Origin of the sequence: Faecalibaculum rodentium (genome assembly GCF_001564455.1) — a bacterium.
Taxonomy (GTDB): Bacteria; Bacillota_I; Bacilli_A; order Erysipelotrichales; family Erysipelotrichaceae; genus Faecalibaculum; species Faecalibaculum rodentium.
Genome location: NZ_CP011391.1, coordinates 2,086,235 through 2,110,488, shown reverse-complemented (window position 1 = coordinate 2,110,488; position 24,254 = coordinate 2,086,235). Strand labels below are relative to the sequence as shown.

Below are 24,254 nucleotides of genomic sequence, written 5' to 3'. Positions count from 1 at the left end.
ACGCAATGAAAGATTTGAAGAAAACAGAACGCATTGACATTCTGAAAGACAAAATGCTCGCGGAGCCCCGGTATGCCTCCATTGAACAGGCACGAATCATCACCCGGGTCTATAAGGAAAACGAAGACAAGTCCACGGTACTCAAGCGTGCCCTTTCCCTGAAAGCCGCGCTGGAGGAACTCGAAATTGCAGTGCAGCCCGAGGAACTCATCGTCGGCAACCGGACCAAAGGCGTCCGCGCGGGTGTGGTGTTCCCGGAATCGGGTCTGAAATGGATCAACGAGGAATTCGAGACACTGCCCACCAGGCCCCAGGACAAGTTCCAGGTGCGTGAGGAAGACATCCGGGAGTTCCGGGAAGAAATCTATCCATATTGGCACGGGCGGTCCATGGAAGATGTGATTTCACAGAACTATGGTCCGGAAATTTCGGCTATGGCGAAGGTCGTGAAGATCAACCAGAAGGACCATGCACAGGGACACATCTGTCCGGATACGAAGCTGTGGCTGGAACTTGGACCAGCAGGGCTGGCGGAAAAAGCGCGGCAGGCGAAGGAACAGCACCCGGATAACCCGGAGTTCTACGATGCGGTGATTCTCGTGATGGAAGGCGCCCGGACCTTCATGCGGCGATATGCCCGGCTGCTGGAGAAAACAGCGGCGGAGAACGAAGCTTATCGGGATGATCTGCTGGATCTGGCGGATATCTGCGAGGCACTTGCGGACCGCGGGGCACAGACCTTCCACGAAGCGGTGCAGTCTCTTTGGTTCCTGTTCACGATCCTCCACATGGAATCCAACGCTTCTTCTTTCTCGCCCGGGCGCATGGACCAGTACCTCTGGCCGTATTATGAAAAAGACATCCGGGAGGGCAGGCTCACGGAACAGAAAGCTCTGGAGATCCTCGAGGCGCTGTGGCTGAAATTCAACCAGATCGTCTATCTGCGCAACCAGCACTCGGCGAAGTACTTCGCGGGGTTCCCCATCGGGTTCAATATCGCGATTGGCGGCGTGGACGAAGAGGGCAACGACACCTACAATGACCTGTCGCTGCTGCTCCTCAAGGCGCAGTACGACCTGGGGCTGCCGCAGCCCAATCTCTCTGTGCGGCTGAACCGCAACACGAGCCGGGAACTGTTGCAGGATGCGATCCAGGTCGTGGCGAAGGGCTCCGGCATGCCGCAGTTCTTCAATGACGAGGCAATCATTCACACCATGGTCCAGGACCTGGGCATCGAGGAAAAAGATGCGCGGGACTACGCCATTGTGGGCTGCGTGGAGCTCACAACCCACGGCAACAACCTGGGGTGGAGCGATGCGGCGATGTTCAATCTGAACAAAGCCCTGGAGCTGGCGATGAACCACGGCAAGTGCCTGCTGACGGGCGAACAGATTGGCCCGGATTTCGGGGGGATCGAGGAATTCGAAACCTTTGAAGAACTCGAGGAGGCCTTCCGGAAGACCATCGACCATTTCATTGATGAAATGATGAAAGCCGAAGTGGTGGTGGAAAAGGCGCATCAGGACTGTCTGCCGACGGCTTTCCTGTCGGCGGTCATTGACGACTGCCTGGACAAGGGCCTGGATGTCACGGCGGGCGGCGCAAAGTACAACCTCTCGGGGATCCAGATGATTCAGGTGGCCAACCTGGCGGATTCCCTGGCGGCGATCAAGGAACTGGTTTACGATGAGAAGCGGATTTCCCGCGAGGAGCTGAAGCAGGCTCTGGCGGAGAACTTCGAGGGTCATGAAATTACGCAGACGATGCTGCTGAAGCGGGCACCGAAGTACGGCAACGACATCCAATGGGTGGATGACCTGGGGGCCAAGTGGGCTGGCTACTTCCGGGAGCGGATGAAGGACTACACCAACTACCGCGGCGGCCCGTACCACACGGGAATGTACACCGTCAGCGCTCACGTTCCGATGGGGGAAAATGTCGGCGCCTCTGCCGATGGGCGGAAAGCGAAAGAGCCTCTGGCGGATGGCGGGATGTCGCCGGTATATGGCCGGGACATGACCGGACCGACGGCGGTGCTGAAATCCGTTTCCCGGATGGATGATTCCTTCACAACCAATGGCGGACTGCTGAACATGAAATTCCTGCCGGAGTTCTTCCGGACTCAGACAGGGCGGGACAAGTTCGAGCACTTCCTGCGGGCGTTCGTGGACCTGGAGATTCCCCATATTCAGTTCAATGTTGTGAACCGGGAGGACCTGATCGATGCCCAGATCCATCCGGAGCGGCACCAGTCCCTGACGGTGCGGGTTGCAGGTTATACTGCGTACTTTACGGAACTGGCCGGCAAGCTCCAGGACGAAATCATCGAGCGGACCAGCTACGCGGATATCTAGTATGGCCTTACCGGCTGGCCGGAAGTCCGGGCAGCCGGACCGCTGTCAGATGGGGTGAGGCCGGAGGCAGAGAGGAGGGAACCTTTCATGAATACAACTGAAAGGCAGATGACAGACACCTGCGAGATTCAGGGAGAAGCTGAAAGGCATCACCTGCAGCCTCACTGGAAGGCTCTGGTGTTTGACATCAAGCGGTTTGCCGTGCATGACGGAGACGGGATCCGCACGACGGTGTTCTTCAAAGGCTGTCCCCTTCGCTGCAAATGGTGCCAGAACCCCGAAGGGCTCAGGGCTGCCAGACAGCCGGTGTATCTGAAAAACCAGTGCATTCACTGCGGCCGCTGCAAAGCCGCTGCCAGACCAGGTCAGCTGGAATGGAAAGACGGGGCACCGGTGCTGAACCATCAGTACCCCGGGCATTTCGATGAAGTCGTCTATGCCTGTCCTGCGGCGGCGATCCGCTACGACAGCACGCCCTATGACCTGGACACCCTGATGGAAAAGATCCGGGAAGATGCGGTATTCTTTAAGAGCGGCGGCGGCGTGACGTTCTCCGGTGGCGAGCCTTTTCTCCAAGGACACTTCCTGGAGGATATCCTGAAGCGATGCAAAGCCGAGGGATTTCACACCGCGATTGAATCGAGTTTCTTCGCCGACCCGACCCTGGTGAAGGCCTGTGCCCCCTACCTTGACCGGATCTTCGCCGACATCAAGATCCTGGATCCGGCAGGGCACAGACACGCCACAGGGCGGGACAACACCCAGATCCTGGAAAACATTGCCTGGCTCCTGGATTCCCCGGAGCACAGGGACAAGGTCATCATCCGCACCCCGCTGATTCCGGGATATACTGCCACGAAGGAAAACATCGGCGGCATCGCCCGGTGGATCTCGGGCCATTACCCCGGCGTCAAGTATGAGCTGCTCAACTACAACCCGCTTGCGTCGGCGAAATACGAAATGACGGGACAGGACTACAGCCTGCCGCCTCATCCCATGTTCACTGGGGATGAAATGAACGCATTCAGACAAACTGCCAGTGACAACGGTGTCATGAACCTCATCGAGGAGTGACCCGGATCTGGCAGATACGATAAATCACATAGAACAGACAAGGTACAAGGAGGAACTTCTTATGGAATTCATGCTGGATACAGCCGATGTTGCACGCATTCGCGATCTCAATGAACTGATCACAGTCGCCGGTGTCACCACCAACCCCACGATCCTGACAAAAAGCGGGCGGATGCCCGAGGATGTGCTGCCGGAAATCATTTCCATCCTGTCCCCGGAGCAGAAGCTCTTCGTGCAGGTCGTCAAGACAGACTATGAAGGCATCATGGACGAAGCCCGGAAGATCAGCGCCATGCGCCCGGAAAACATGTATGTGAAGATCCCGGTTTCTCGTGACGGTCTCAAGGCTCTGAAACAGTGCCGCAAGGAAGGCATCAAGACTCTGGCCACAGCCATTTACACCCCTGCACAGGGATTCCTGGCAGCGCAGAACGGTGCCAACTACCTGGCTCCCTATACCAACCGGATGTGCAACTATGGTGACGGCGTTGCCGAGGTCCTGAAGCTGAACCGGATGATCAAGGAAAACGGTCTGGATTCCAAGGTGATTGCGGCGAGCTTCAAAAACGTGGGCCAGGTCAGCGAGCTGATTGAAAACGGCATTGGAGCCGTGACAGTGCCTGCGGATGTGGTCTATGAAATGATCAACCACCCGGCCACGCGCATTGCCGTAGGTGAGTTCTGTGTGAACTGGAACCGCGCCTATATGCGGGATACTCTGTTCGATGAAAGTGAAGACATCGAAGACAAGCTGACAGAGGAATAAAGCAGATTTCAAACAGAATGACGAACAAAAGCAGTGGTTTCTCCCGGGCAGGGGGCAGCCGCTGCTTTTTGTGATGGGGATGGTGGAGACGGGGAGTGCCGATGGTGGAAGAGTGACGATGTTGTCAGGACCGTTGTCATGACCGCAAATACAACCGGAATCAGTGGAACACTTTTCTATATACCGCAGGGGCACCAGACAGAGCCCGTTCCACTTGACCCTTTATACTGAAGAGAGAGGGAGAAAGCCGGGAATCACTGGTTTATCCCATATCATTCAGGAGGAACAATCAATGAACAATGAAACCGATACAATCGGGCTGCTGGTGGGCAGCAGGAGAAAGAACAGCTTCAACAGACAGCTGGCCAGTCTTGCGAGAACCATGCTGGAGGAAAAGGGGCAGAAGGTGGAAATGATCGAGTGGCTCGATGTGCCGTTTTTCAGTCAGGATGACGAGTTCCCGACACCGGAAGCTGTGCAGAAAGTCCGGGATGAGGTCATGGGCTGCAATGTGATCTGGATCTTTTCCCCGGAATATAACGGGCAGATTCCCGGCGGAGAAAAGAACCTGCTGGACTGGCTGTCCCGGGGGCTGAAGCCCGGGGCGGATAAATCGGATACAGCGGTCTATGGCCGAAAAGTGCTGCTGACAACCGCCGGTGGCAGGGCTGCAGGCTTTGGCGTAAGGAAAAACCTGTCTCTGCTTTGCAAGTTCATGGGCATGACGGTGATCAGTTCTGAAGGCATTGCCCTGTCTCCGGAAAGCTGGGGCAGCGATGATGTCATGAAGACACCGGGTGTGAAGGAAATGCTCGAAGGGCAGATCGATACACTACTGGGATAAATGAACAGAAAATGAGCCTGGTGCTTCAGGAGTAAAGCGCTAGGCTTTTTGAATCCATAACGGTAATATATATCTTTTTCAAAGGCAGAATATGGTATGATTTGAATACCCTACTAAATAGGGCGATTGGGGATGGATTATGAATCTGACTGATACTTTTGACAGTCCTGATCTCCTGCGGGAACTGAAGGATTATGGGTTTGACCTGGAGAAAGATCTGAAGAGAACGGGACTTGGGCAGTCAGGATACAATCAGATACTTCAGGATGTAGCGGATGATCTCGAGAATGATCGTTCTGGAAGCAGATTGATTCAGTCAGAGAAATATTCGGATCTGGCTGTTTATAAAATGCGCTGCAAAGATCCAAAGCGCAATAGTGGCAAACGTGGAGGATACAGGATCATTCTGGTTGCAGCTCTTTGCGAGACTTCATTTATCTGTCATATTTATCATAAACATGCAGGAAAGAAGCCGAAGACTGATTTGACATCCAACGAGAAGAATCAGCTTCGTAAATTGGTCAGCAACCTGGAGAAAGTCCGGGAAGCCAGTGAAAAAGAATGACCGATTTCGGAAAAAAATAGTGGAACCCTGGCGTGAAAGATGTGGATTGACTGCTTCAGGTCAAAGACCTGAAGATATTTAGAGGAGAGAATATGTTTGATATAGAAGCTTTGAAAAAGATGCCTGTTTGTAAAAATGAGTTTACAAACACAGAAGAGATTACGACCAATAGTTTTGCAAAAGCCCTTCGGCAGAAACTGGGACTTTCACAGAGAATGATGGCAAAGATGCTGGGGCTAAGCGAAAAAACCATTGAAAAATGGGAACAGGGGGCCAACCCAATCAAAGGAGCCGCCAGCAGGACTCTTTACCTGCTGGATCGACACCCCGAGCTGGTGAGCGAGTTGTACCAGTTCAGGAAGAGCGCCGTTACTGAACCTAAGCGAAAAGATGAAGCGAGAGAATGTCACAAGATTCGAGCCTATGCCCTTGACTGTTATGATATCGGGAAATGGGAATCTGAAGAAAACAGCTGGCAAAGCAGACCATCTGCGATTGATGTATACGTACCTGTCGAGACAGTGGACAGAGCTAAGAATCAAGCTGTGTTTCTGCAGGCGTAGGGGGGGAATATGTTTACTTATTTGGATTTTAAGCTTGAAAAGCTTGAATATGAACTCTCTGAAGTACATCCTTACGAAGAAATTGTAATAGGGGTGACCGGTTATGATTACAGAAGGAAAAACCGCCTTCTCTCGGTTGGGATCCAGATTTTGCTGTGCGGAAAGCATGACAAGGAAGTTCCAATGGAATTTACCAGTATTTTTTCCCTGCAGGATGAGGGACTGATTCGGGATTTTGAAGAAGATGATATTGATGCTATCAACTCTCATATTAAAAGATTCATGGCTGTTGCATTCCCTTACGTACGTGAGGCAGTCCAGACTATTACATCCTACACAATATCGGAAGTGAAGCTCCCAATCATTGACTGCAGTCGTCTGGATCTGGATCATGATATTGTGCTCGAACGAAAATCGGATTCCTGACACTTCTGAAACGATTGAAATGAAATCTGCTCATTCGCAATGGGGTGGACTCCGGCCATATGCCGAACTACTGGTCGTTTGCCAACAATAAATCGAGCAGTTTCCAGCTTTTGGATTTCTTATAGCAGCTTCTTATCATGAAATGGAAGGCTTGGTAACCTGACACTTTGATGACTGTGATTGAAACAGCTATCTCTGTTGCCGCCAGAATCTCATTTTGAACTTCCTTAAGCAGGTGAATTGAATGATTCATAAAAACAAGCCTGGTGCTTCGGTGGTGAAAGCGCCAGGCTTTTTAAAATCGCTGTAGGAAAAATAGCAAAACCAGTCCTGGGAAAGACACGACCGACCTCGCCCGTCTTGTGACAGTCAATCAGTCAGTCTCAGAGATCAAAGATGTATTTGATCTCATCGAGGTCCATACTGTTGGGATACCACGCCCGTTTCCCCTTGACCAGCAGGACATGATCTTCTCCATCTGCATACCCGAGATACACATCATATCCATTCCATACACCGACATATTCCGTCATGTCAAATTCCTTGCCATCATAATCACGCCCAAACAAAACATCCAGATCAATATCGTCAAAGTTCAAATCATCTAAAATCATGGACTGTTCTTTCCTGCTCTGCACAGAAGCAGGGATACGCCATGATTCACCCGCTTTATCCAAAGCAGGCGACAGGCATCCACACGTTACTGTTGCAGCAATTTTTCCTGAGTCTTCCTGAGTATAGCAGAGATTCAGACACCTGAGAAAGAACCGGCATTTTGCTCCGGACAGGGCATAGGGTTTGGCTTTCTTGCATTATGACGACACAAACTTGTTATCATAAAGCCATGGAATATCTTCAACAGGCATTGATTGAACTCGCAAAGAAATATCGAAGTCTCGAACAGGAAAACAGACAATTAAGAAAACAGCTTGAGTCTCATGATATATCCTTGCCAGTGCCCATGCCATCAGCCCCTGATACAGATCCGGATCAGGGAGCCCGGATCCAGTTTCCATGGATCACCGAATACATGGTCCGATTCTTCTTTTCTATGTTCTGGGGCCGCATGGATGTGTACGCCAAACGAGGCAAAAACGGAGGATGGTATCCCCAGTGTCTGTATCGCTGGAATGCCGGCGTCTGTCCTAAACACACGAATCCAAAATCTCCCTGCAGCAAGTGTCTGCACAGGGGCTGGGAGGCAATCAACCCTAAAATCCTGCTCCGGCATCTGCTGGGGTCCTCAAATCCTGTTGGAATCTATCCACTGCATCCTGATGGGACCTGCCGGTTTCTGGTTTTTGACTTTGACGCTCACAGCGAAGCCTCTGATCCAGCCCAGACGAGGAAGGAAGCTGAAACCCTGCGGATGATCTGCACCCAGCTGGGAATCAACTGCCTTGTGGAAAGATCCCGTTCCGGAAAGGGATCTCATGTCTGGATCTTTTTCAAGGAACCTGTCAAAGCTTCCACAGCCAGGCAGTTTGGTATGCTGCTGCTGAACAAAGGCAGCCAGCTGGTTCCTCTCAGGTCCTACCAGTGTTACGACCGGATGTTTCCCGCACAGGACCAGACAGAGGATCTCGGCAGTCTCATCGCACTGCCCCTCCACGGTGCTTCGCTGACAGAAGGCAACACAGCGTTTGTGGATGAACACTGGAATGCCATCCCCGACCAGTGGCAGGCCATGAAAGAGTGTCAGAAGCTCACCAGAGAACAAATGGAGCAGTATATCCAAACCTGGGGCCAGGAACTTGCGGTTGAGACGGGAAGACTGGCTATGACTAGCCAGTATCGCCCGGATCCCTGGAAGCAGAACAGTGAATTCCATCCCGAAGATGTCTATGGAACTCTGACCATCATCCTCGCCGATGGCATCTATGTAGATGCCCTCACACTCCATCCCAGACTGCAGAATCAGATTCGGAATCTGGCAGCCATGGCAAATCCCGCCTGGTATGAGAACACACGCTTTGGATATTCCAACTGGAACACACCCCGCATCCTGTATATCGGCAGCGATGTGGACGGCTATATCCGGCTGCCCCGTGGAATACGGGATACGCTGAAACACCGGCTGGAAAGCAGCCGCATCGACTATCGGATCAGAGACAAACGGCAAAAGGGAGCATGGCTTCGCGTTGAATTCCAGGGTTCGCTCCGACAGGAACAGCAGGCAGCGCAGGAAGAACTGCTGAAATACGACTATGGAATTCTCTCTGCCGCCACTTCCTTCGGAAAAACCGTTGTGGCAGCCAGCCTGATAGCGCACAGGAAGGTCAATACGCTGATTCTCATTGAAAAGACCGCACTTCTGGAACAGTGGCAGCAAGAGCTGGAGGAGTTTTTGAAATTTGATGAACCCCTTCCGGAGTATCGGACAAAGGCTGGGAAAACCAGAAGGCGAAAAAGCCACATCGGTGTCCTGAAGGGATCCAAAAACACCATGACAGGCCTTGTGGATATCGCCATGGCACAGACACTGGGAAACATGGATTCCATTCCTGACCGCTATGGAATGGTCATCGTGGATGAATGCCACCATGCAGCATCTCCGACCTTTCGAAAGATCCTGGACCGGATTTCTCCTGCGTATCTCTACGGCATGACAGCCACACCGAAACGGGCGGACAAGCTGGATCCTCTTATCACCATGTTCATTGGCGATATTCGGCACACCTACAGTGCCATGGATAAGGCGAAGAGCCAGAACCTGCAGAGGCTCCTTATCCCGCGGTTTACCCGCAGCCTCTGCCTGCGGGAAGAAAAGCCAGCCATCTACGAGCTGTATGAATACATTGCACAGGATCCTGTGAGAAACGAACTGATTGCAGGTGATGTCCGTCAGGCCCTTGCAGAAGGTCATACCTGTGCCATATTCGTAAGGCTGAAATCACATGCAGCCACGCTGGCCAGACACCTGGAAGGAAGTGCAGATCATCTGTTCCTGGTTTATGGAGACAACTCTGAGAAAGAGAACAGGGAACAGCTGAGTCAGCTGAAGAGAGTTCCGGACAACGAATCAGTTCTCATCATTGCCACAGGCCAGAAAATCGGAGAAGGATTCAGCTATCCCCGGCTCGATACCCTGTTTCTTGTATCACCCATTGCCTTTGAAGGGCTGCTTCTGCAGTTCCTCGGCCGGCTGAACAGGGACTACCCCGGAAAGAAGACAGTGCAGGTATATGACTACATTGACCGGCGGATTCCGGTATTCCAGGGGATGTATCGAAAGCGTCTGAAGACATACAAAAAGGCGGCCTGGCAGCTGCAGACAACAGATCCTGCGGTATCCCAGACCGTCAATGCGATATTCGACCTGGACAACTATCTGGATGCCTTCCTCCAGGATCTCCGGGAGTCCAGAAAGGAAGTCGTAATTTCCAGTCCTGCCATCACTCTTTCCAGGGCAGAGAAAGTGCTTCAGGCTATGGAAGGCAGGAATGAAGTGGACGTTGTCATTTTCACTACTGCCGATGATGGCTGGGAAGGGACCAAGGATGCAGCGATCCGCCGGTTGAAAGAAGCAGGTTTTTCCGTCCGGGAGCTGGATGATCCGGTTGATCCGTTTGCGGTGATCGACAGGGAACTGGTGTGGGATGGCGGCATCAACCTGTTAGGTCCGGAGGATGCCTGGAACCATCTGATTCGGGTGAAGGATAAAGTGGCAGCTGCGGAGCTGCTGGAGATGGTGGTGGAGAGTTGGTGAACTGAGATAGTGTGAAAGACTGAAAAATTGCAAATTTCGCTCTATATCAAATAAGCGGTCTGACAGTATAAAATAACACTTTAATCAGTGCATTAATGATAATATTGTTAAATATAAATATTCTAAAGGTTATCGGAATAGTCAGTTCTATTTAAGATATTTCCTTCACTTGTTTCGATTCTCTTTTTCCTTCTCTTAGACCTGACTGATATAACTTTGTAACTATATCTAACATATAACGATTTTAATAAATGAAATTATAAAAACAATGATATTCTACGAGTTAAAAGAAACAGTAAAAAATAAGAAGTCACTTTTTGGATATATTCTGGAAATCAGGTTGTATAGTGGAAATTATGAGACAAAACAAATGGAAAAGATATGTCGTTATTATAATTTCTGTTATTTTAATTCTATTGACTTGCCTTTTTTTCTTTAGTGGGTTTTATCTGCAATCTAATTTTGCCAACGTATCGTTTGAACAAATACTATTTAATCTTGCTCAGCCATTAGGGAATGCTGACAAAAAAATAGTGATGAAGGGCATTTTCTGGTGTGTGGTTTTACCGATAATAAGTACAGTTCTATTATTTTGGGGTTTGTATAAAACAGTATTCACAACTCAGAATAATAAGAAAATATTAATCTCAACGATTATCGTTGTGCTTTGTTTCTCGTTATCTTCATTCTACTTATTCAAAGCTTCAAAAATAGGTCCTTATCTGACTGCACAACAGGGGTCAGGTACAATTTACCAGGATTATTATGTTGATCCTAAAACTGTTCATTTTTCATTTCCAGAGCAGAAGCGGAATTTGATCTATATATATATGGAATCGATGGAGCAGACTTATGATGACATCAATAATGGAGGGGATTTTGAAAAAAGTTTGATACCTAATCTATCTCGTCTGAGAAAAGAAGGGATAAACTTTGGAGCAGGATCCTCGTTCATGGCTTCGGGAGCCATGGGATGGACAATGGGATCTCTTGTAGCACAGACTGCAGGGATCAATATCAAGAGTTTCAGAGCACAGGATGACTTTGATCCAAATGCTACTGTGATTCCTGGCGCCTATGCGTTAGGGAATATTCTGGAAGACAACGGATATACTAATATGTTCCTGCTTGGATCCGATGCAAATTATTCCAGCCGAAGCACCTACTTCAAAAGTCATGGGGACTACGATATCAAAGATGTGTATTGGGCAAAGAATCACGGCCTGATTTCACAAGAGTATTGGGAAAACTGGGGCTTTGAGGATAAAAAGCTGTTTGATTATGCCAAAAACATCTTGTCTGATTTAAAAAATAAGCAACCATTCAACCTGACAATTTTGACCGCAGATACTCATTTTTATGATGGATATTTGTGTCCGGATTGCGAGCAGACTGAAGACAGCCAATATTCCAATGTAATCCGCTGTTCTGATAAACGAGTCTATTCGTTTGTGAAATGGTGTGAGACTCAAGAGTGGTATCCTAATACAACAATTATTCTCGTTGGTGATCATTTGACAATGGATGACGAATGGTCAAAAAAAATTGACTCAGACTTTAAAAGATCGATTTATTATACTATTCTTAATTCGGCGACCATACCTCAGAGAAGCGATTCAAGAGAGTTTATCGCTTTGGATATGTTTCCAACGACTTTGAGTGCCTTGGGAGTTCAGTATGATTCGGAGAGATTAGGATTGGGAACGGATCTATTTAAAACCGAGGACTCCCTAGTTGAACAGTATGGTTTGGAAAAACTGGACACCATGTTGTATTCTCCTAGCAATTACTACATAGATAATTTCTTGCGGTGACTTGATACCGCAATTGTCAAAAGATAAGAGTGATTTTTATGGAATATTATAAGGATAAGATGCTGAACCAACACCTCACAAATTTTGATAAGACTGTGGATTTTTTAAGTGTAGCAGCTGCTATAGCTGTTGTATATCTGCATGTGAATACATGCTTCTGGGATTTTGATCCGAAAGCTCGATATTGGATGACAGCAAATATAATTGAAACAGTTCTCTATTGGGCTGTTCCAATTTTTTTATGATTTCCGGTATAACTTTGATTCCAAGTATAGAAAGGAATGGAACAAAGAGATTCTTGAGGAATCGGGCAATGAAAGTATTAATTCCTTATTTTTTTTGGAGTGTATTAGGCGTTTATTATCAAAGTATAGTATTAGAATGGTTTCCTCTCTTAGAAATTACTTTCCCTGTAATAATTGATGGTCTAATTAATGGAAACTTAGTGAGTGTATATTGGTTTTTCATTCCTTATTTTACTATCTGCATAACAGTTCCGTTATTCTCCAATATATCCAATGCATCCAGGAAGCATGTTTTTGAATATCTTGCAGTTTTGGGATTCTTGCTGAATGTTGTAGCTGTATTTATTTGTAATACATTTTTTCTGAAATCTCTGTATCTCAGTTGATGCCTGTATCTGCAAACTATTATCTATATTTTATAATAGGATATTTAATTGGTAATTACAGCATAAGAAAAAGAACAAGAATTGTACTTTATATATTGGGTACAATAGGGTTTATTATGCAACTAATTCCAACTTACTACTTATCAATAAATGCGAATCACATTGTAGAGACTTTCAAAGGCTATTACAATCTCCCTTGCTATCTTCAGTCTATTGCTGTTTTTATACTGATTCGACAGATCTATAACAAGTGCCAAAATAGAAAAAATAGAATTCAATTAGCAATTATTAGATTTTCTGAATGGTTCAGGCCATATACTTTTGGTATCTATTTACTTCATCAGCTAGTTCTTCTAGGTTTATTGCATTTCATGGACATCAGTCAAACGTCAATTTGGTGGCGACTCATTGGTCCTTGGTTAATTATTTTTATTTCTATCTTATTAATCAATCTACTAAGAAAAATCCGGATATTCAAGCCTTTAGTGCCTTAGTATATAAATTATTATGAAAAATAAATCAATAGCATTGAACTTCTTTATGAACTTTTTTTTAACTGCTTCTTCGGTCTTATTCCCACTTATAACTTTCCCTTACGTTTCGCGGATTTTAGGACCCAACGGTACGGGGGCAGTAGCGATGGGCACCTCATTGATTTCCTACTTTACCATGGTTGCAATGTTAGGAGTACCATCATACGGGATCCGGGCATGTGCCCAGGTCCGGGATAATAAAGAAAAATTATCTAAAACGGTTCAGGAACTGCTGATTATTAACCTGATCATGGCGCTCATTTCCTATACAGCATTCTTTCTCCTCTTGTGGTTCGTACCGACATTCAGGGAAGAATCCACCCTCTACACCATCTGTTCAGCGGCTATTTTATTGAATGTTATCGGCGTGAACTGGGTATACCAGGCCTTGGAAGAGTATTCCTACATCACATTTGTATCAGTACTCTTCAAGGCCCTGGGGCTGGCTCTCATGTTTCTGCTTGTCCGTAATTCCGGGGATGTACTCTGGTACGGATTGGTCACAGTTATATCTTCCTTTGGATCAGCTGTGTTCAACTTCATTCGCTTGCGGAAACTGGTTAATCTACATCCCTGCAGACCCTGGAATTTTCGACGGCACTTGTATCCCATCTTCACCTTCTTTTTCATGTCTGTTGCAACCACCGTCTATACAAACCTTGATACGGTGATGCTGGGAGTCATAAAGGATAACGAAGTGGTGGGATACTACAACGCAGCCATCAAGATCAAGACCATTCTGGTCACACTGGTGACCTCGCTGGGGACTGTACTACTGCCCAGACTCTCCTATTATTATGAGCAGGGAAAAGAGAAAGAATTCCTGTCACTGGTATCAAAGGCCTTCTCCTTTGTACTACTGTTTTCCATCCCTTGCTGCATTTACTTTTCTGTCTATGCCAGACCGGTGGTGGAGTTTTTATCAGGACCGGGCTATCTGCCTGCAGTGGCACCGATGATCATTCTCATGCCCACCATTGTCTTTATCGGTCTCTCCAACATTACCGGGATTCAGGTTCTAGTCCCCACCGGGAAGGAAATACTGGTACTTCGCTCTGTAATATTCGGAGCAGTAGTAGACTTTCTGCTTAACCTGCTGCTCATACCATCTCTCGGAGCTTCTGGCGCAGCCATCGGTACACTTTGTGCGGAGTTTGCTGTCACACTGCTTCAGTTCTGGTATCTACGTAAACTGCTGACATCCATCATTCAGACCATCGAGTTCAAAGAGCTCATCCTGATGATTTTCGCTGGCAGTCTCGTATTATGGGGATTGAGAGGATTGCAGCTTTCCAGCCTGTTCTGGCAGCTGGCTGTCAGCGCCTTGTTGTTTTTTGGAACTTGCGTGCTGACACTGCTGATCTGCCGAGAGTCTATTGTCATGAGCGTTGTGAATAAATTATTAAAAACATGTGAGAAACCGAGGTGATTTTTTTGATCAAAATTATTACTGCCGCACACAAGCCCTATACCATCCCCAGTGATTCTATGTATCTACCTGTTCAGGTTGGTGCAGCCGGCAAAACCTCTATTGGCTATCAGCGGGATGACGATGGGGACAATATATCGAGTCTGAATCCCTACTATTGCGAATTGACAGGGTTGTACTGGGGCTGGAAGAACCTGGTGACCGACTACATCGGCCTGGCTCATTACCGACGTCATTTCAAGGGTAAGCACAAGGGAGAAACACCTTTTGACTCGGTCCTGACCACCAAAGAGGTGGAAAAGCTGCTGGAGAACACGGATATCATCCTGCCCAAAAAGAGGCACTATTATATAGAATCTGTCGGGGATCATTACGCTCATACCCACTACAAAGAAGATCTGGATAAAACCCGAGATATTATCGCCAGAAAGTATCCCGAGTATCTACCGGCTTTTGACCGGCATTTGAAATCCACATCCAGTCATATGTTCAATATGTTCATCATGAAAAAGGAGCTTGCAGACAAGTACTGCACATTTCTATTCGGGGTATTAAAACAGCTACAGAAGGAAGTAGATTACCGGCGGTATGATGCGTTTCAGGCCAGGCTGTTTGGACGAATTTCTGAACTGCTCCTAGACGTCTGGATCAGCACCAATCACCTGACTTACAGAGAAGTCCCTGTGATTTCCATGGAACCGGTTCCCTGGGTGAAGAAGGGGACAGCGTTTCTGAAAGCGAAATTCTTCGGAAAAAAGTATGAAGGGAGCTTCTGATATGACAGTTTTCGAGACATTGACAGAACGCTTCGCTGATTCCGGGTTTGGCTGTTTTTATCGACAGTACCAGGTACTGATTCTTTGCACTGTCCTGGCACTTTTCCTGGGGTCTTCCTGGCTGGGCAATGTAATGCTCATTGAATCTGCCTCCGAATACTATAACCAGATTTATGACACCGTCTTTCTAGTTCTGCGCTATGCATCCTATGCGGCAATGGCGTTGTGCATTCTCTGTGCCCTGGGACTTAGACAGTACCGCCTCTGGCCGTTTGTGATTTACCTGGCTGTGACGGGACTGGTCTTTTTCTTTTCCCGCAGTACGGAATTCATGATTCTGATGCTCGCTGTTGGCTCCATGGCAGTGCTGCCCCGGAAGACACTGTTCCGGGTGGTGCTCATCATCCAGACCGCTACACTGACCATGATACCGCTCTTTGCAGCCCTGGGCCTGTTTCCCAATGTGATCATGGACACAGAACGCATCCGCTACAGCCTGGGCTTCACCTGGGTCACCAGCGCCCCAGTCCTGTTTGTGTTTGCATCCATGCTCTTTCTACACCTGGAACGAAAGCGTCTCAATGGCTGGATCTTCGTCTTCCTCCTGCAGCTGGCCACGGCTCTGTTCATTCTCACCGACACAAAAATGGCATTCTTCACTACTATATTCGTGCTTGTCATTACCTTGACCTGGTGGCAGAAACCGAGCTGGCTTGACTGGCTGGAAAACCGGTGGGTGAAGCTAGTCGTTCTCTGGCTGCCGGTGATCCTGACCATCGTTGCGATGCTGCTGGCTGGCCTGTACCAGGGCGCAGGATTCATGGGAAAACTCAACGACATCCTCTCCGGGCGGCTTGCCAATGCAGCGGAAGCCTGGCAGAAGTATGGCCTGTCCTTTTTTGGTCAGAGCATTGTCTGGGCAGGTCAGGGTATCACTTACAAGCCTGGTATGCAATATCTCTATGTCGATTGTTCCTATCTGAACATTCTGCTAAACTATGGTCTGATTTTCCTGCTGCTGGTATTCAGCTGGTGTCGTCAGGTGGTACTGGATCTGTATCGGCGCCACGACATGTTGTATCTGGCCTTCTTTGTGGTGATTCTGCTCTTCTCATTCGTGGAAGTCCGGCTTATCAATCCACTATATAACCCATTTATTCTGGCTGGAGGCAGTTATATCAAGTTAACTGAGAGAAGAAAGGAGATGCTGCCCAATGATATCCACAGCTGAAACGGCGGCGTTGATTGTCACATACAATCGTAAGGACCTGCTCAAGGAGTGCATCAAAGCTCTAATCTGCAGCCAGACCCCATGTGACATCATCGTGATTGACAATGCAAGCACAGATGGAACGCAGGATACTCTGCAGGACTTTGTGGATCAGGGAGTGATCATTTATCACAATACAGGAGCGAACCTCGGAGGGGCAGGGGGGTTCAACTTTGCCCTGAAGACAGCTCTGAAACAGAAGTATGAATACTTCTGGATCATGGACGACGACTGCATCGTGCAGCCGGATTCCCTGACACAGCTTATGCGGGTGGCCAAAGCCCATCCCGATTTCGGGTTCCTGTCCTCCCGGGTGCTGTGGACAGACGGAACCCGCTGCCGGATGAACGAACAGAAACTGCTGGAAGGCGCCCTGGATGCCGACAAGCCACAGCGCTGCCGCCAGGCGACTTTCGTGTCCCTTCTGCTGCGGGCTGCGGCTGTCCGTAAAGCGGGTCTGCCCATTTCCGAGTTCTTCATCTGGGGGGATGACGTGGAGTACACCAGGCGGCTCTCGAAGATGCTTCCCTGCTGGTATGTACCGGCCAGCACGGTCATTCACAAGACTGCCAACAACGAAGGGTCCAACATTGCCACCGATGCCGCTGCAAGACTGCCCAGATACCGCTTTGCCTACCGCAATGAGGTCTATATCGCGAAGAAAGAGAAGGGGAGCCGGATCCTGTACCAGGGAGCGAAAATCCTCTATCATTCTGCGCGGGTGCTGATCAAGGCGCCGGACCACAAACTGGAGCGGCTGGGCATCATCTGGTCCGGATCCCGGGAAGGGCTGACCTTTGACCCCCGGGTGGAGAAAGCACAATGATCCGGGTGCTGGAGGTCTTCCGGGAACCCATGGCCAACGGCGGTCAGGAAAGCTTCCTGATGAACATGTACCGGAACATGGACCGCAAGAAGGTGCAGCTGGATTTTCTGACACCCTTCAACTGCGACAATCCGGACCTGAAGGCGGAGATCGAATCCATGGGCGGACAGGTATTCACGTATGATCATCCCTTCGGAGAAAACAACAACAAGGTCTTCCGGGAATCCGTGCAGGACTTCCTGTCCAGGCATCCCTATCCCATTGTGCACATTCATTCCGGGAGCACCTATGCCCTGATGGAAGGCGCGAAGCTGGCGGCAGAGGCAGAGGTACCAATCCGGGTGGTGCACTCCCACTGCGGGGGATTCAAAAACCTGAAATATCACGTCATCAAGACTCTATCCATTCCGTATCTGCTGAAGTACCCCACGGATTATCTCGCCTGTTCGGATCTGGCGGCTGAATGGAAATTCCCGAAGTCCGTGATCCAGGACCAGCGGTATACGGTGATTCGCAACGCGGTGGATACTGACCGGTTTAGGCTGGACCCGGCGCTGCGAAAGAAAACCAGAGAGTTGCTGGGGATCCCGGAAAATACCCCGGTTCTGGGGCACGTGGGACGGTTCAGCCTGCAGAAAAACCATTCCTTTCTCATCGATATCTTTGCAGCGGTGCACCGGAAGAGTCCAGAGGCAATCCTGCTGCTGGCAGGGGCCGGCGAATTGGAACCGGAGATCCGGGACAAAGTGAAGACTCTGGGCCTGGAGGATTCCGTAATGTTCCTGGGCTTGCGAAAAGACATCCCGGCATTGATGAATGCCATGGATGTCTTTGTCCTGCCTTCCTTCTTCGAAGGTCTGCCGGTGGTCGGGGTGGAAGCCCAGGCAACGGGTCTGCCGGTGATCACATCCACAGCGGTGGCCCGGGAGCTGCCGCTCAAGGAACTGACGCAGTATATACCCCTGGAATCTTCCCCGGAGATCTGGGCGAACGCCATTCTGAAGACGGTCGATGAAAGCCGCCTGCATCGTCGCAATACGACTCAGGAGATTGCAGAAGCAGGATATGAAATCAAGGCAGCGGCCAGAGCCTTTGAACAGTTCTATCTGGACCGAGCGGCTGAAGCCGGTATACGGTCGGATAACAGCGAAGCCGGTCAGCCATCATCGGCATCTGATGAAAAGGGGACAGAGGCATGAAAGTCACGAACTATATCATCACACACAAGGCCTTTACGCCGCCAAAGCTGCCGGACTACACACCATTGCAAGTGGGAAACGGACCGGACCTGGGTTGGCTGCGGGATAACACCGGGGATGAGATTTCGGCGAAGAATCCCAACTGGTGTGAGCTGACGGGGCTGTACTGGATCTGGAAAAACGACCACGAGAGCGATGTGGTTTCGATTTCCCACTATCGGCGGTATTTCCAGGGCCGGGAGGGGATCCTGCGGTCTGCGGAGATCGAACAGCTGCTGGGAGATCACGATATCCTGCTGGCGGAGTTCGAGCCTTATAAAGAAACGGTTTATCAACAGTATGCGAATGAGTCCGGATTTGCGAAGGATCTGGACAATGTAAGAGCTATCATCGAAAAACAGGACCCGGATGCGCTGACGGCTTTCGATTCTGTCATGAATCAGGGCGGATTGTGTCAATATAATATGATGGTATGCCGGAAAGACCGGTACGATGCCTATTGCCGCTGGCTGTTTCAGATCCTGGAGGAACTGGAACCGTCAGTGGATCTTGCGGACTACAACGACTATCAGAAGCGTATTTACGGATTTCTCGCGGAACGGCTTCTGAATGTCTGGGTCCGGGCCCGTGATCTGCGGGTGAAGACGCTGCCGGTGCTCCAGACAGAGATGACGGCGGCGCAGAAACGAAGACTGCAGCTGAGACGCCTGAGGAACCGGGCAGAGTTCGGTCTGAAGAAACTGACAGGAGGAAACGCTACGTGAGAAAAGCACAGACAACATCCAACAAAGCCTTCAAAACCGCATCCTGGATCCTGGCGGCGATCATGCTGTTGCTGACGGCTTTCCTGATTTGGGAGATCGTGAAACTGGGAATGCTGCCGGAAAACATGCTCATGATCGGCTGTGTGATCATTCTGATCATTGCGGCGCTGGTCATGGTCCTGCAGCTGGGATTCACCAGGGGCACGGCTTCGAAAATCATCCTGACCACGATCACTGTCATGATGATCCTGGTGTATGGAACAGGAACCTACTATATTTCCAAGGCCACGGGGCTTCTGGGAAACGTGACGGATTTCGGGAATGAAACCACGACAACGGTGCAGGTGATTGCGCTGAAGGACAGCGGGATCACTTCGGAGAAGGATCTGGAGGGCAAGACGGTGGGTTCGCTGAAGAGCATCTCCCTGGCGAGCACCCAGGCACTGATTCAGGATCTTTCCGGCAAAGGTGTGACGTTCCAGGACAAGCAGTATGACAACATTCAGGGAATGGTGAACGGTCTCTATGACAAGGAAGTGCCGGCGATTATTCTGAATGATGCCTATCGCGGGAACATCAATGACCTGGAGGACGAGAAGTTCAAGAACTTCGGGACAGATACGCAGGTGGTCTATACCTATACCTACAAGACGGAAAACAAGTCCACGACCAATTCCGTGGATGACATCACGAAAAATCCCTTCACGGTGCTGATCTCCGGTGTGGATTCCCGGGATGGCTTTGCGGAAAGCAGCCGCAGTGACGTGAACATGCTGGCCACGATCAACCCCGTGACCAGGACGGTGCTTCTGACATCCATTCCCCGTGACTACTATGTAACGACGGTCTGCGAAGAAGACGCCGGCTGCCAGAATGGGGCGAAGGACAAGCTGACACACACCGGTCTGCATGGAACCGAGACGACGAAGAAAACCATCGAGTCGCTGCTGGGAATCGACATCAACTACACCGCGAAGGTGAACTTTACCTCGGTCGTGAATCTCGTGGATGCCCTGGGCGGCATTGATGTGGATGTCAAGCCGGGTCTGGCTGTGGATCATTTCTACACCAATGACTACTTCGGCACGGATTACGGCGTGACAGAGGGCATCAACCACCTGAATGGCCAGGCAGCGCTGTGCTATGCACGTGAGCGGTATGCCTATCAGGATGGCGACCGCCAGCGTGTGAAGAACCAGCAGGAGGTGCTGATGGCAATCGTGAAGAAAGCCACTAGCCCGTCTGTGATTGGCAACTACCCGGCTCTGATGGATGCACTTTCCGGTGCCTTCCAGACCGACTTGTCGCAGAATGAGATCCAGTCTCTGATCCAGTTCCAGCTCAAGGAAATGCCGGACTGGCAGTTCATCACCTATTCGCTGGATGGCCAGGGCTCCACGGAGTTCTGTGCAGAACTGGGCAACAATGCATCTGTCATGATCCCGGACAATGAAACGGTTGTGACGGCGAAAAAGCGCATCGAAGCGGTGATCGAAGGCAAGAGCGCGGAGGAAGTGGAAGCAATCAACGCGGATCCTTCTGAAGTCCCAGCCAATGATGAACCGAGTCCGCAGCCGGAGCAGGATGTGACGGTGGAGGAAAACGTGACGGTGCAGGATCCAGGCACTGGTCAGGATACGACGTATGACCAGACGGTTCAGGAACCTGTGTATACCGATCCGGGGTATGTCGATCCCGGGTACACCGATCCCGGTTATGTGGATCCGGGGTATACGGACCCGGGATATGTAGATGGCGGCTATGTCAATCCCGGTGTCGGGTATTGAGTGGCGGAATAAAATGATTTGGAAAAGCTCTTTTCATGGAATACGAAGGGGGCTTTTTGCTTTTGAGAACATAATTGGAGAGAGTACCTTAAATATGGAAGTTACTAAGAATAATCGTTCGACGTTGTTTAGCTAAGCGTTTTCAAAGAACTTTTGTCTGACGATGTGGAACAATTTTGGAAGCACGGTTTTTTGTTCTGCTGGAAAACAATAAAATAGATTTAATACTCGAAGGAGAAACACTATGAAACAGAAACACTACGATTACCTGGTGGTGGGATCCGGCCTGTACGGTGCCACCTTTGCCAGACAGGCGACAGATGCCGGCAAGTCGGTGCTCGTCATTGACAAACGGGATCACATCGCCGGAAACGTCTACACGAAGAAAGAGCACAACATCCACGTCCATGTCTATGGCGCGCATATCTTTCACACCAACAACGAACGAGTGTGGCAGTACCTGAACCGGTTCACGAAATTCAACCGCTTCACCAACTCCCCGGTGGCCAACTACAAAGGCCAGCTCTATTCGCTGCCCTTCAACATGTATACCTTCAACCAGATTTGGGGCGTCGTGACACCCGAAGAAGCGGCAGCCAAAATCGAGGAACAGCGTCAGGAAATCAAAGGAGAGCCTAAAAACCTAGAGGAACAGGCGATTTCCCTGGTGGGACGCGACATCTATGAAAAGCTCATCAAGGGCTACACCGAAAAGCAGTGGGGACGGGACTGCACCGAGCTGCCGTCTTTCATCATCCGCCGGCTGCCGGTACGGCTTACTTTTGATAACAATTACTTCAATGCGGCCTATCAGGGCATTCCCATTGGCGGCTATACGCAGATGGTTGAACACATGCTGGATGGTATCGAAGTCCTGACGGGAGAGGACTATCTGAAGGACCGGGAAAAATGGAACGCTCTGGCAGACAAAGTGGTCTACACAGGGCCCATCGACGCGTATTTCAAGTATGAACTCGGGCCCCTGGAATACCGCTCCGTGCGATTTGAGACCGAGACACTGGATATCCCGAATTTCCAGGGCAACGCTGCAGTGAACTACACCGACCGGGAGACACCCTGGACGCGGATCATTGAACACAAGTGGTTCGAGGATCTGGGCAGCGACAAAACCATTATTTCCCGGGAATACAGCTCTGAATGGCAGCCGGGAGATGAACCATATTATCCCGTGAACGATGAGAAAAACCAGCGGCTCTATCAGGCCTACAAAGAAAAGGCGAATCAGGAAGAAAACGTGATTTTCGGCGGCCGTCTGGGTGAATACAAATACTACGACATGGATGCCGTGACAGCCAGTGCGCTGGAAATGGCGGACCGGGAACTGGCGTTAAACAAGGAATAGTCCAGAAGCTATTTACATCTTGACTGGGCAGAATAGTACTGACTGCTTAACTTAATCAAATCAAGCATTTGGGCAGTCGTATGTATACCATAAACACAGGTCACGAAAGGAGACACAATGAGCAAACTGGGAATAATCAAATGTGGACTGGAAACTCTGTGCACCTGGCTGTTGCTTCTTTTGTTTCCTTTTCCCATGAACATTCGATTCCGGTTCCTGATAGTCTGGGTGCTGATGCAGTTCATTGCCGGGCGCTACCGCCACAAGGCACTGCTGGTGTGGGATGAACTGAAATTTTTGCTTGTATCTTATATTTGTGGATATATTGCAAGCTTGATGATGTTCTCGTATGGTCATGGATTCCCATGGCATGATGTTTTTTATCTCACTCTCTTCTATGCCATTGACTTCATTGTCGTGGTGATCCTGAACCGCTACGCCCATCTCTGGTTCTGGAAGCATGTGAAGCACAATGTACTCATCGTCGGCACGGGACCCGAAGCACGGCAGCTTTACAGCGTATGCCGGCGAAACCGGTTCTCCCTCATGGATCCCCTGGGATTCGTGGACTGCTCCTCGGATCCGTCGCTTCATGTGGTGCAGGAAACGGAGGAAAAGCTCCCGCGAAAGGTGTATCCCTGGCAGAAGCTCGAAAAAGCCGTGGCGGATCATGACATTGACACGATCCTGATCGCGATTCCCGACCTGGGGAAATCTGACATGAAGCGCATCTTCGGCAAAGCCTATGATCTGGTCCCGAATGTCAACATCATGCCCCGCATTGACGGGGAGATCAACTTCGCATCGCAGATCAACGACTTCGACGGCTCGCTGCTCATTGCCACGTCCCGGACCCGCGATCCGTATTTCCAGCTGGCGGCCAAACGCATCGCGGATATCATTGCGGCGATCCCCGGCATGGTGATCCTGGTGCCCCTCACGGTCTATGTCTGGATCTCCAATCGCCGGCAGGGGGACAAAGACCCGATTTTCTTTGTCCAGGAGCGCATTGGTCGCGATGGACGGCTGTTCAAAATGTACAAATACCGCACTATGGTCCCGGGCGCCGAGGCAATCCTCGAAGAGATGATGGAGCGGGATGCCGCGATTCGCGAAGAATACGAAGTCAACAAGAAACTGAAGGACGACCCGCGGATCACGAAAGCAGGGAAGTTTCTCCGGGAAAAGTCCCTGGATGAATTCCCGCAGTTTTTCAACGTTCTCAAAGGCGATATGTCCCTGGTCGGGCCTAGGCCCTATCTTCCGCGGGAGAAAGAAGACATGGGGGATCAGTACGAGGATGTCATTGCGATGAAACCCGGCATCACCGGGATGTGGCAGACTCACGGACGCAGCGATGTGGACTTTGACCAGCGGCTGGAGCTCGACGCTTTTTATTACCGCAACTGGAACCTGTGGCTGGATTTCGTCCTGCTGATCCGCACCGCCAAGTCCATGCTTGGCAAAGGCGACCAGGGAGCGTATTGAGTTCAGGATACCGATGGCGGCGAACCCGCCTGGTACTTATAAAAGAGAAACGGAAAACAGCGTCAGTCTGATC

22 protein-coding genes are annotated in these 24,254 nt (G+C 49.9%); 21 read left to right on the top strand and 1 reads right to left on the bottom strand.

Annotation, left to right across the window (positions count from 1 at the left end; all coding sequences use genetic code 11):
• The first annotated feature begins 5 nt into the window (after positions 1–5).
• The 7 genes from aalo17_RS10275 to aalo17_RS10245 all read left to right on the top strand — a co-directional run bounded on the left by aalo17_RS10275 (position 6) and on the right by aalo17_RS10245 (position 6,592).
• Positions 6–2,354, top strand: coding sequence for a glycyl radical protein (locus tag aalo17_RS10275; protein WP_067559095.1), 2,349 nt, complete (start codon positions 6–8; stop codon positions 2,352–2,354).
• An 87-nt stretch (positions 2,355–2,441) separates the two neighbouring features.
• Complete coding sequence (locus aalo17_RS10270) at positions 2,442–3,428, top strand: glycyl-radical enzyme activating protein (protein WP_236940471.1); 987 nt, start codon at positions 2,442–2,444, stop codon at positions 3,426–3,428.
• A gap of 61 nt (positions 3,429–3,489) precedes the next feature.
• A complete protein-coding gene (locus aalo17_RS10265) occupies positions 3,490–4,194 on the top strand; it encodes a transaldolase family protein (RefSeq protein ID WP_067559092.1) in 705 nt (234 codons plus the stop codon).
• A 292-nt stretch (positions 4,195–4,486) separates the two neighbouring features.
• Complete coding sequence (locus aalo17_RS10260) at positions 4,487–5,038, top strand: NADPH-dependent FMN reductase (RefSeq protein WP_067559088.1); 552 nt, start codon at positions 4,487–4,489, stop codon at positions 5,036–5,038.
• A gap of 139 nt (positions 5,039–5,177) precedes the next feature.
• The gene (locus aalo17_RS10255; RefSeq protein ID WP_067559086.1) at positions 5,178–5,603 is read left to right on the top strand and encodes a hypothetical protein; all 426 of its coding nucleotides are present in this window, start codon (positions 5,178–5,180) and stop codon (positions 5,601–5,603) included.
• Positions 5,604–5,695: 92 nt separating this feature from the next.
• On the top strand, positions 5,696–6,166 hold the full coding sequence (locus aalo17_RS10250) for a helix-turn-helix domain-containing protein (RefSeq protein ID WP_067559085.1): 471 nt from the start codon (positions 5,696–5,698) through the stop codon (positions 6,164–6,166).
• Positions 6,167–6,175: 9 nt separating this feature from the next.
• Positions 6,176–6,592 (top strand): hypothetical protein, encoded by a 417-nt coding sequence (locus aalo17_RS10245; RefSeq protein ID WP_067559083.1) that lies wholly within the window; start codon positions 6,176–6,178, stop codon positions 6,590–6,592.
• Positions 6,593–6,975: 383 nt separating this feature from the next.
• On the opposite strand, the gene aalo17_RS10240 is transcribed toward aalo17_RS10245, so the two are convergent.
• Positions 6,976–7,206 (bottom strand): hypothetical protein, encoded by a 231-nt coding sequence (locus tag aalo17_RS10240; protein ID WP_067559081.1) that lies wholly within the window; start codon positions 7,204–7,206, stop codon positions 6,976–6,978.
• A 230-nt stretch (positions 7,207–7,436) separates the two neighbouring features.
• On the opposite strand from aalo17_RS10240, the gene aalo17_RS10235 reads away from it, so the two are divergent.
• From aalo17_RS10235 to aalo17_RS10185, 14 genes are all read left to right on the top strand, one after another.
• Positions 7,437–10,301 carry a TOTE conflict system archaeo-eukaryotic primase domain-containing protein gene (locus tag aalo17_RS10235; RefSeq protein WP_158507787.1) on the top strand — a complete coding sequence of 955 codons (2,865 nt, stop codon included), beginning with the start codon at positions 7,437–7,439 and terminating at the stop codon, positions 10,299–10,301.
• Positions 10,302–10,657: 356 nt separating this feature from the next.
• A complete protein-coding gene (locus aalo17_RS10230; RefSeq protein WP_067559075.1) occupies positions 10,658–12,115 on the top strand; it encodes an LTA synthase family protein in 1,458 nt (485 codons plus the stop codon).
• Between the two features lie 38 nt (positions 12,116–12,153).
• Positions 12,154–12,360: a hypothetical protein gene (locus aalo17_RS12475; RefSeq protein WP_082743376.1), complete on the top strand. Its 207-nt coding sequence runs from the start codon at positions 12,154–12,156 to the stop codon at positions 12,358–12,360.
• Positions 12,357–12,746, top strand: a complete 390-nt coding sequence (locus aalo17_RS13360; RefSeq protein ID WP_082743375.1) for an acyltransferase family protein — start codon at positions 12,357–12,359, stop codon at positions 12,744–12,746. The genes aalo17_RS12475 and aalo17_RS13360 overlap by 4 nt, the downstream gene beginning before the upstream one ends.
• Positions 12,746–13,240 (top strand): acyltransferase family protein, encoded by a 495-nt coding sequence (locus aalo17_RS13355; protein ID WP_350338626.1) that lies wholly within the window; start codon positions 12,746–12,748, stop codon positions 13,238–13,240. The genes aalo17_RS13360 and aalo17_RS13355 overlap by 1 nt, the downstream gene beginning before the upstream one ends.
• A gap of 13 nt (positions 13,241–13,253) precedes the next feature.
• Positions 13,254–14,708, top strand: coding sequence for a flippase (locus aalo17_RS10225; RefSeq protein ID WP_067559072.1), 1,455 nt, complete (start codon positions 13,254–13,256; stop codon positions 14,706–14,708).
• 5 nt (positions 14,709–14,713) lie between these two features.
• Positions 14,714–15,484, top strand: a complete 771-nt coding sequence (locus tag aalo17_RS10220) for a DUF4422 domain-containing protein (RefSeq protein WP_420806562.1) — start codon at positions 14,714–14,716, stop codon at positions 15,482–15,484.
• Between the two features lies 1 nt (position 15,485).
• On the top strand, positions 15,486–16,715 hold the full coding sequence (locus aalo17_RS10215) for a hypothetical protein (RefSeq protein ID WP_067559067.1): 1,230 nt from the start codon (positions 15,486–15,488) through the stop codon (positions 16,713–16,715).
• Complete coding sequence (locus tag aalo17_RS10210) at positions 16,699–17,580, top strand: glycosyltransferase family 2 protein (RefSeq protein WP_067559061.1); 882 nt, start codon at positions 16,699–16,701, stop codon at positions 17,578–17,580. Before aalo17_RS10215 ends, aalo17_RS10210 begins: the two co-directional genes overlap by 17 nt.
• Positions 17,577–18,779 carry a glycosyltransferase family 1 protein gene (locus tag aalo17_RS10205; protein ID WP_067559052.1) on the top strand — a complete coding sequence of 401 codons (1,203 nt, stop codon included), beginning with the start codon at positions 17,577–17,579 and terminating at the stop codon, positions 18,777–18,779. The genes aalo17_RS10210 and aalo17_RS10205 overlap by 4 nt, the downstream gene beginning before the upstream one ends.
• Complete coding sequence (locus tag aalo17_RS10200) at positions 18,776–19,543, top strand: DUF4422 domain-containing protein (RefSeq protein ID WP_067559050.1); 768 nt, start codon at positions 18,776–18,778, stop codon at positions 19,541–19,543. The genes aalo17_RS10205 and aalo17_RS10200 overlap by 4 nt, the downstream gene beginning before the upstream one ends.
• Entirely contained in the window at positions 19,540–21,330 is a 1,791-nt protein-coding gene (locus aalo17_RS10195) for an LCP family glycopolymer transferase (RefSeq protein WP_067559048.1), read from the top strand. The genes aalo17_RS10200 and aalo17_RS10195 overlap by 4 nt, the downstream gene beginning before the upstream one ends.
• Positions 21,331–21,574: 244 nt before the next feature.
• Entirely contained in the window at positions 21,575–22,693 is a 1,119-nt protein-coding gene (gene glf, locus aalo17_RS10190) for a UDP-galactopyranose mutase (RefSeq protein ID WP_067559045.1), read from the top strand.
• Positions 22,694–22,888: 195 nt separating this feature from the next.
• Positions 22,889–24,181: an exopolysaccharide biosynthesis polyprenyl glycosylphosphotransferase gene (locus aalo17_RS10185; protein ID WP_158507786.1), complete on the top strand. Its 1,293-nt coding sequence runs from the start codon at positions 22,889–22,891 to the stop codon at positions 24,179–24,181.
• Positions 24,182–24,254 lie beyond the last annotated feature (73 nt).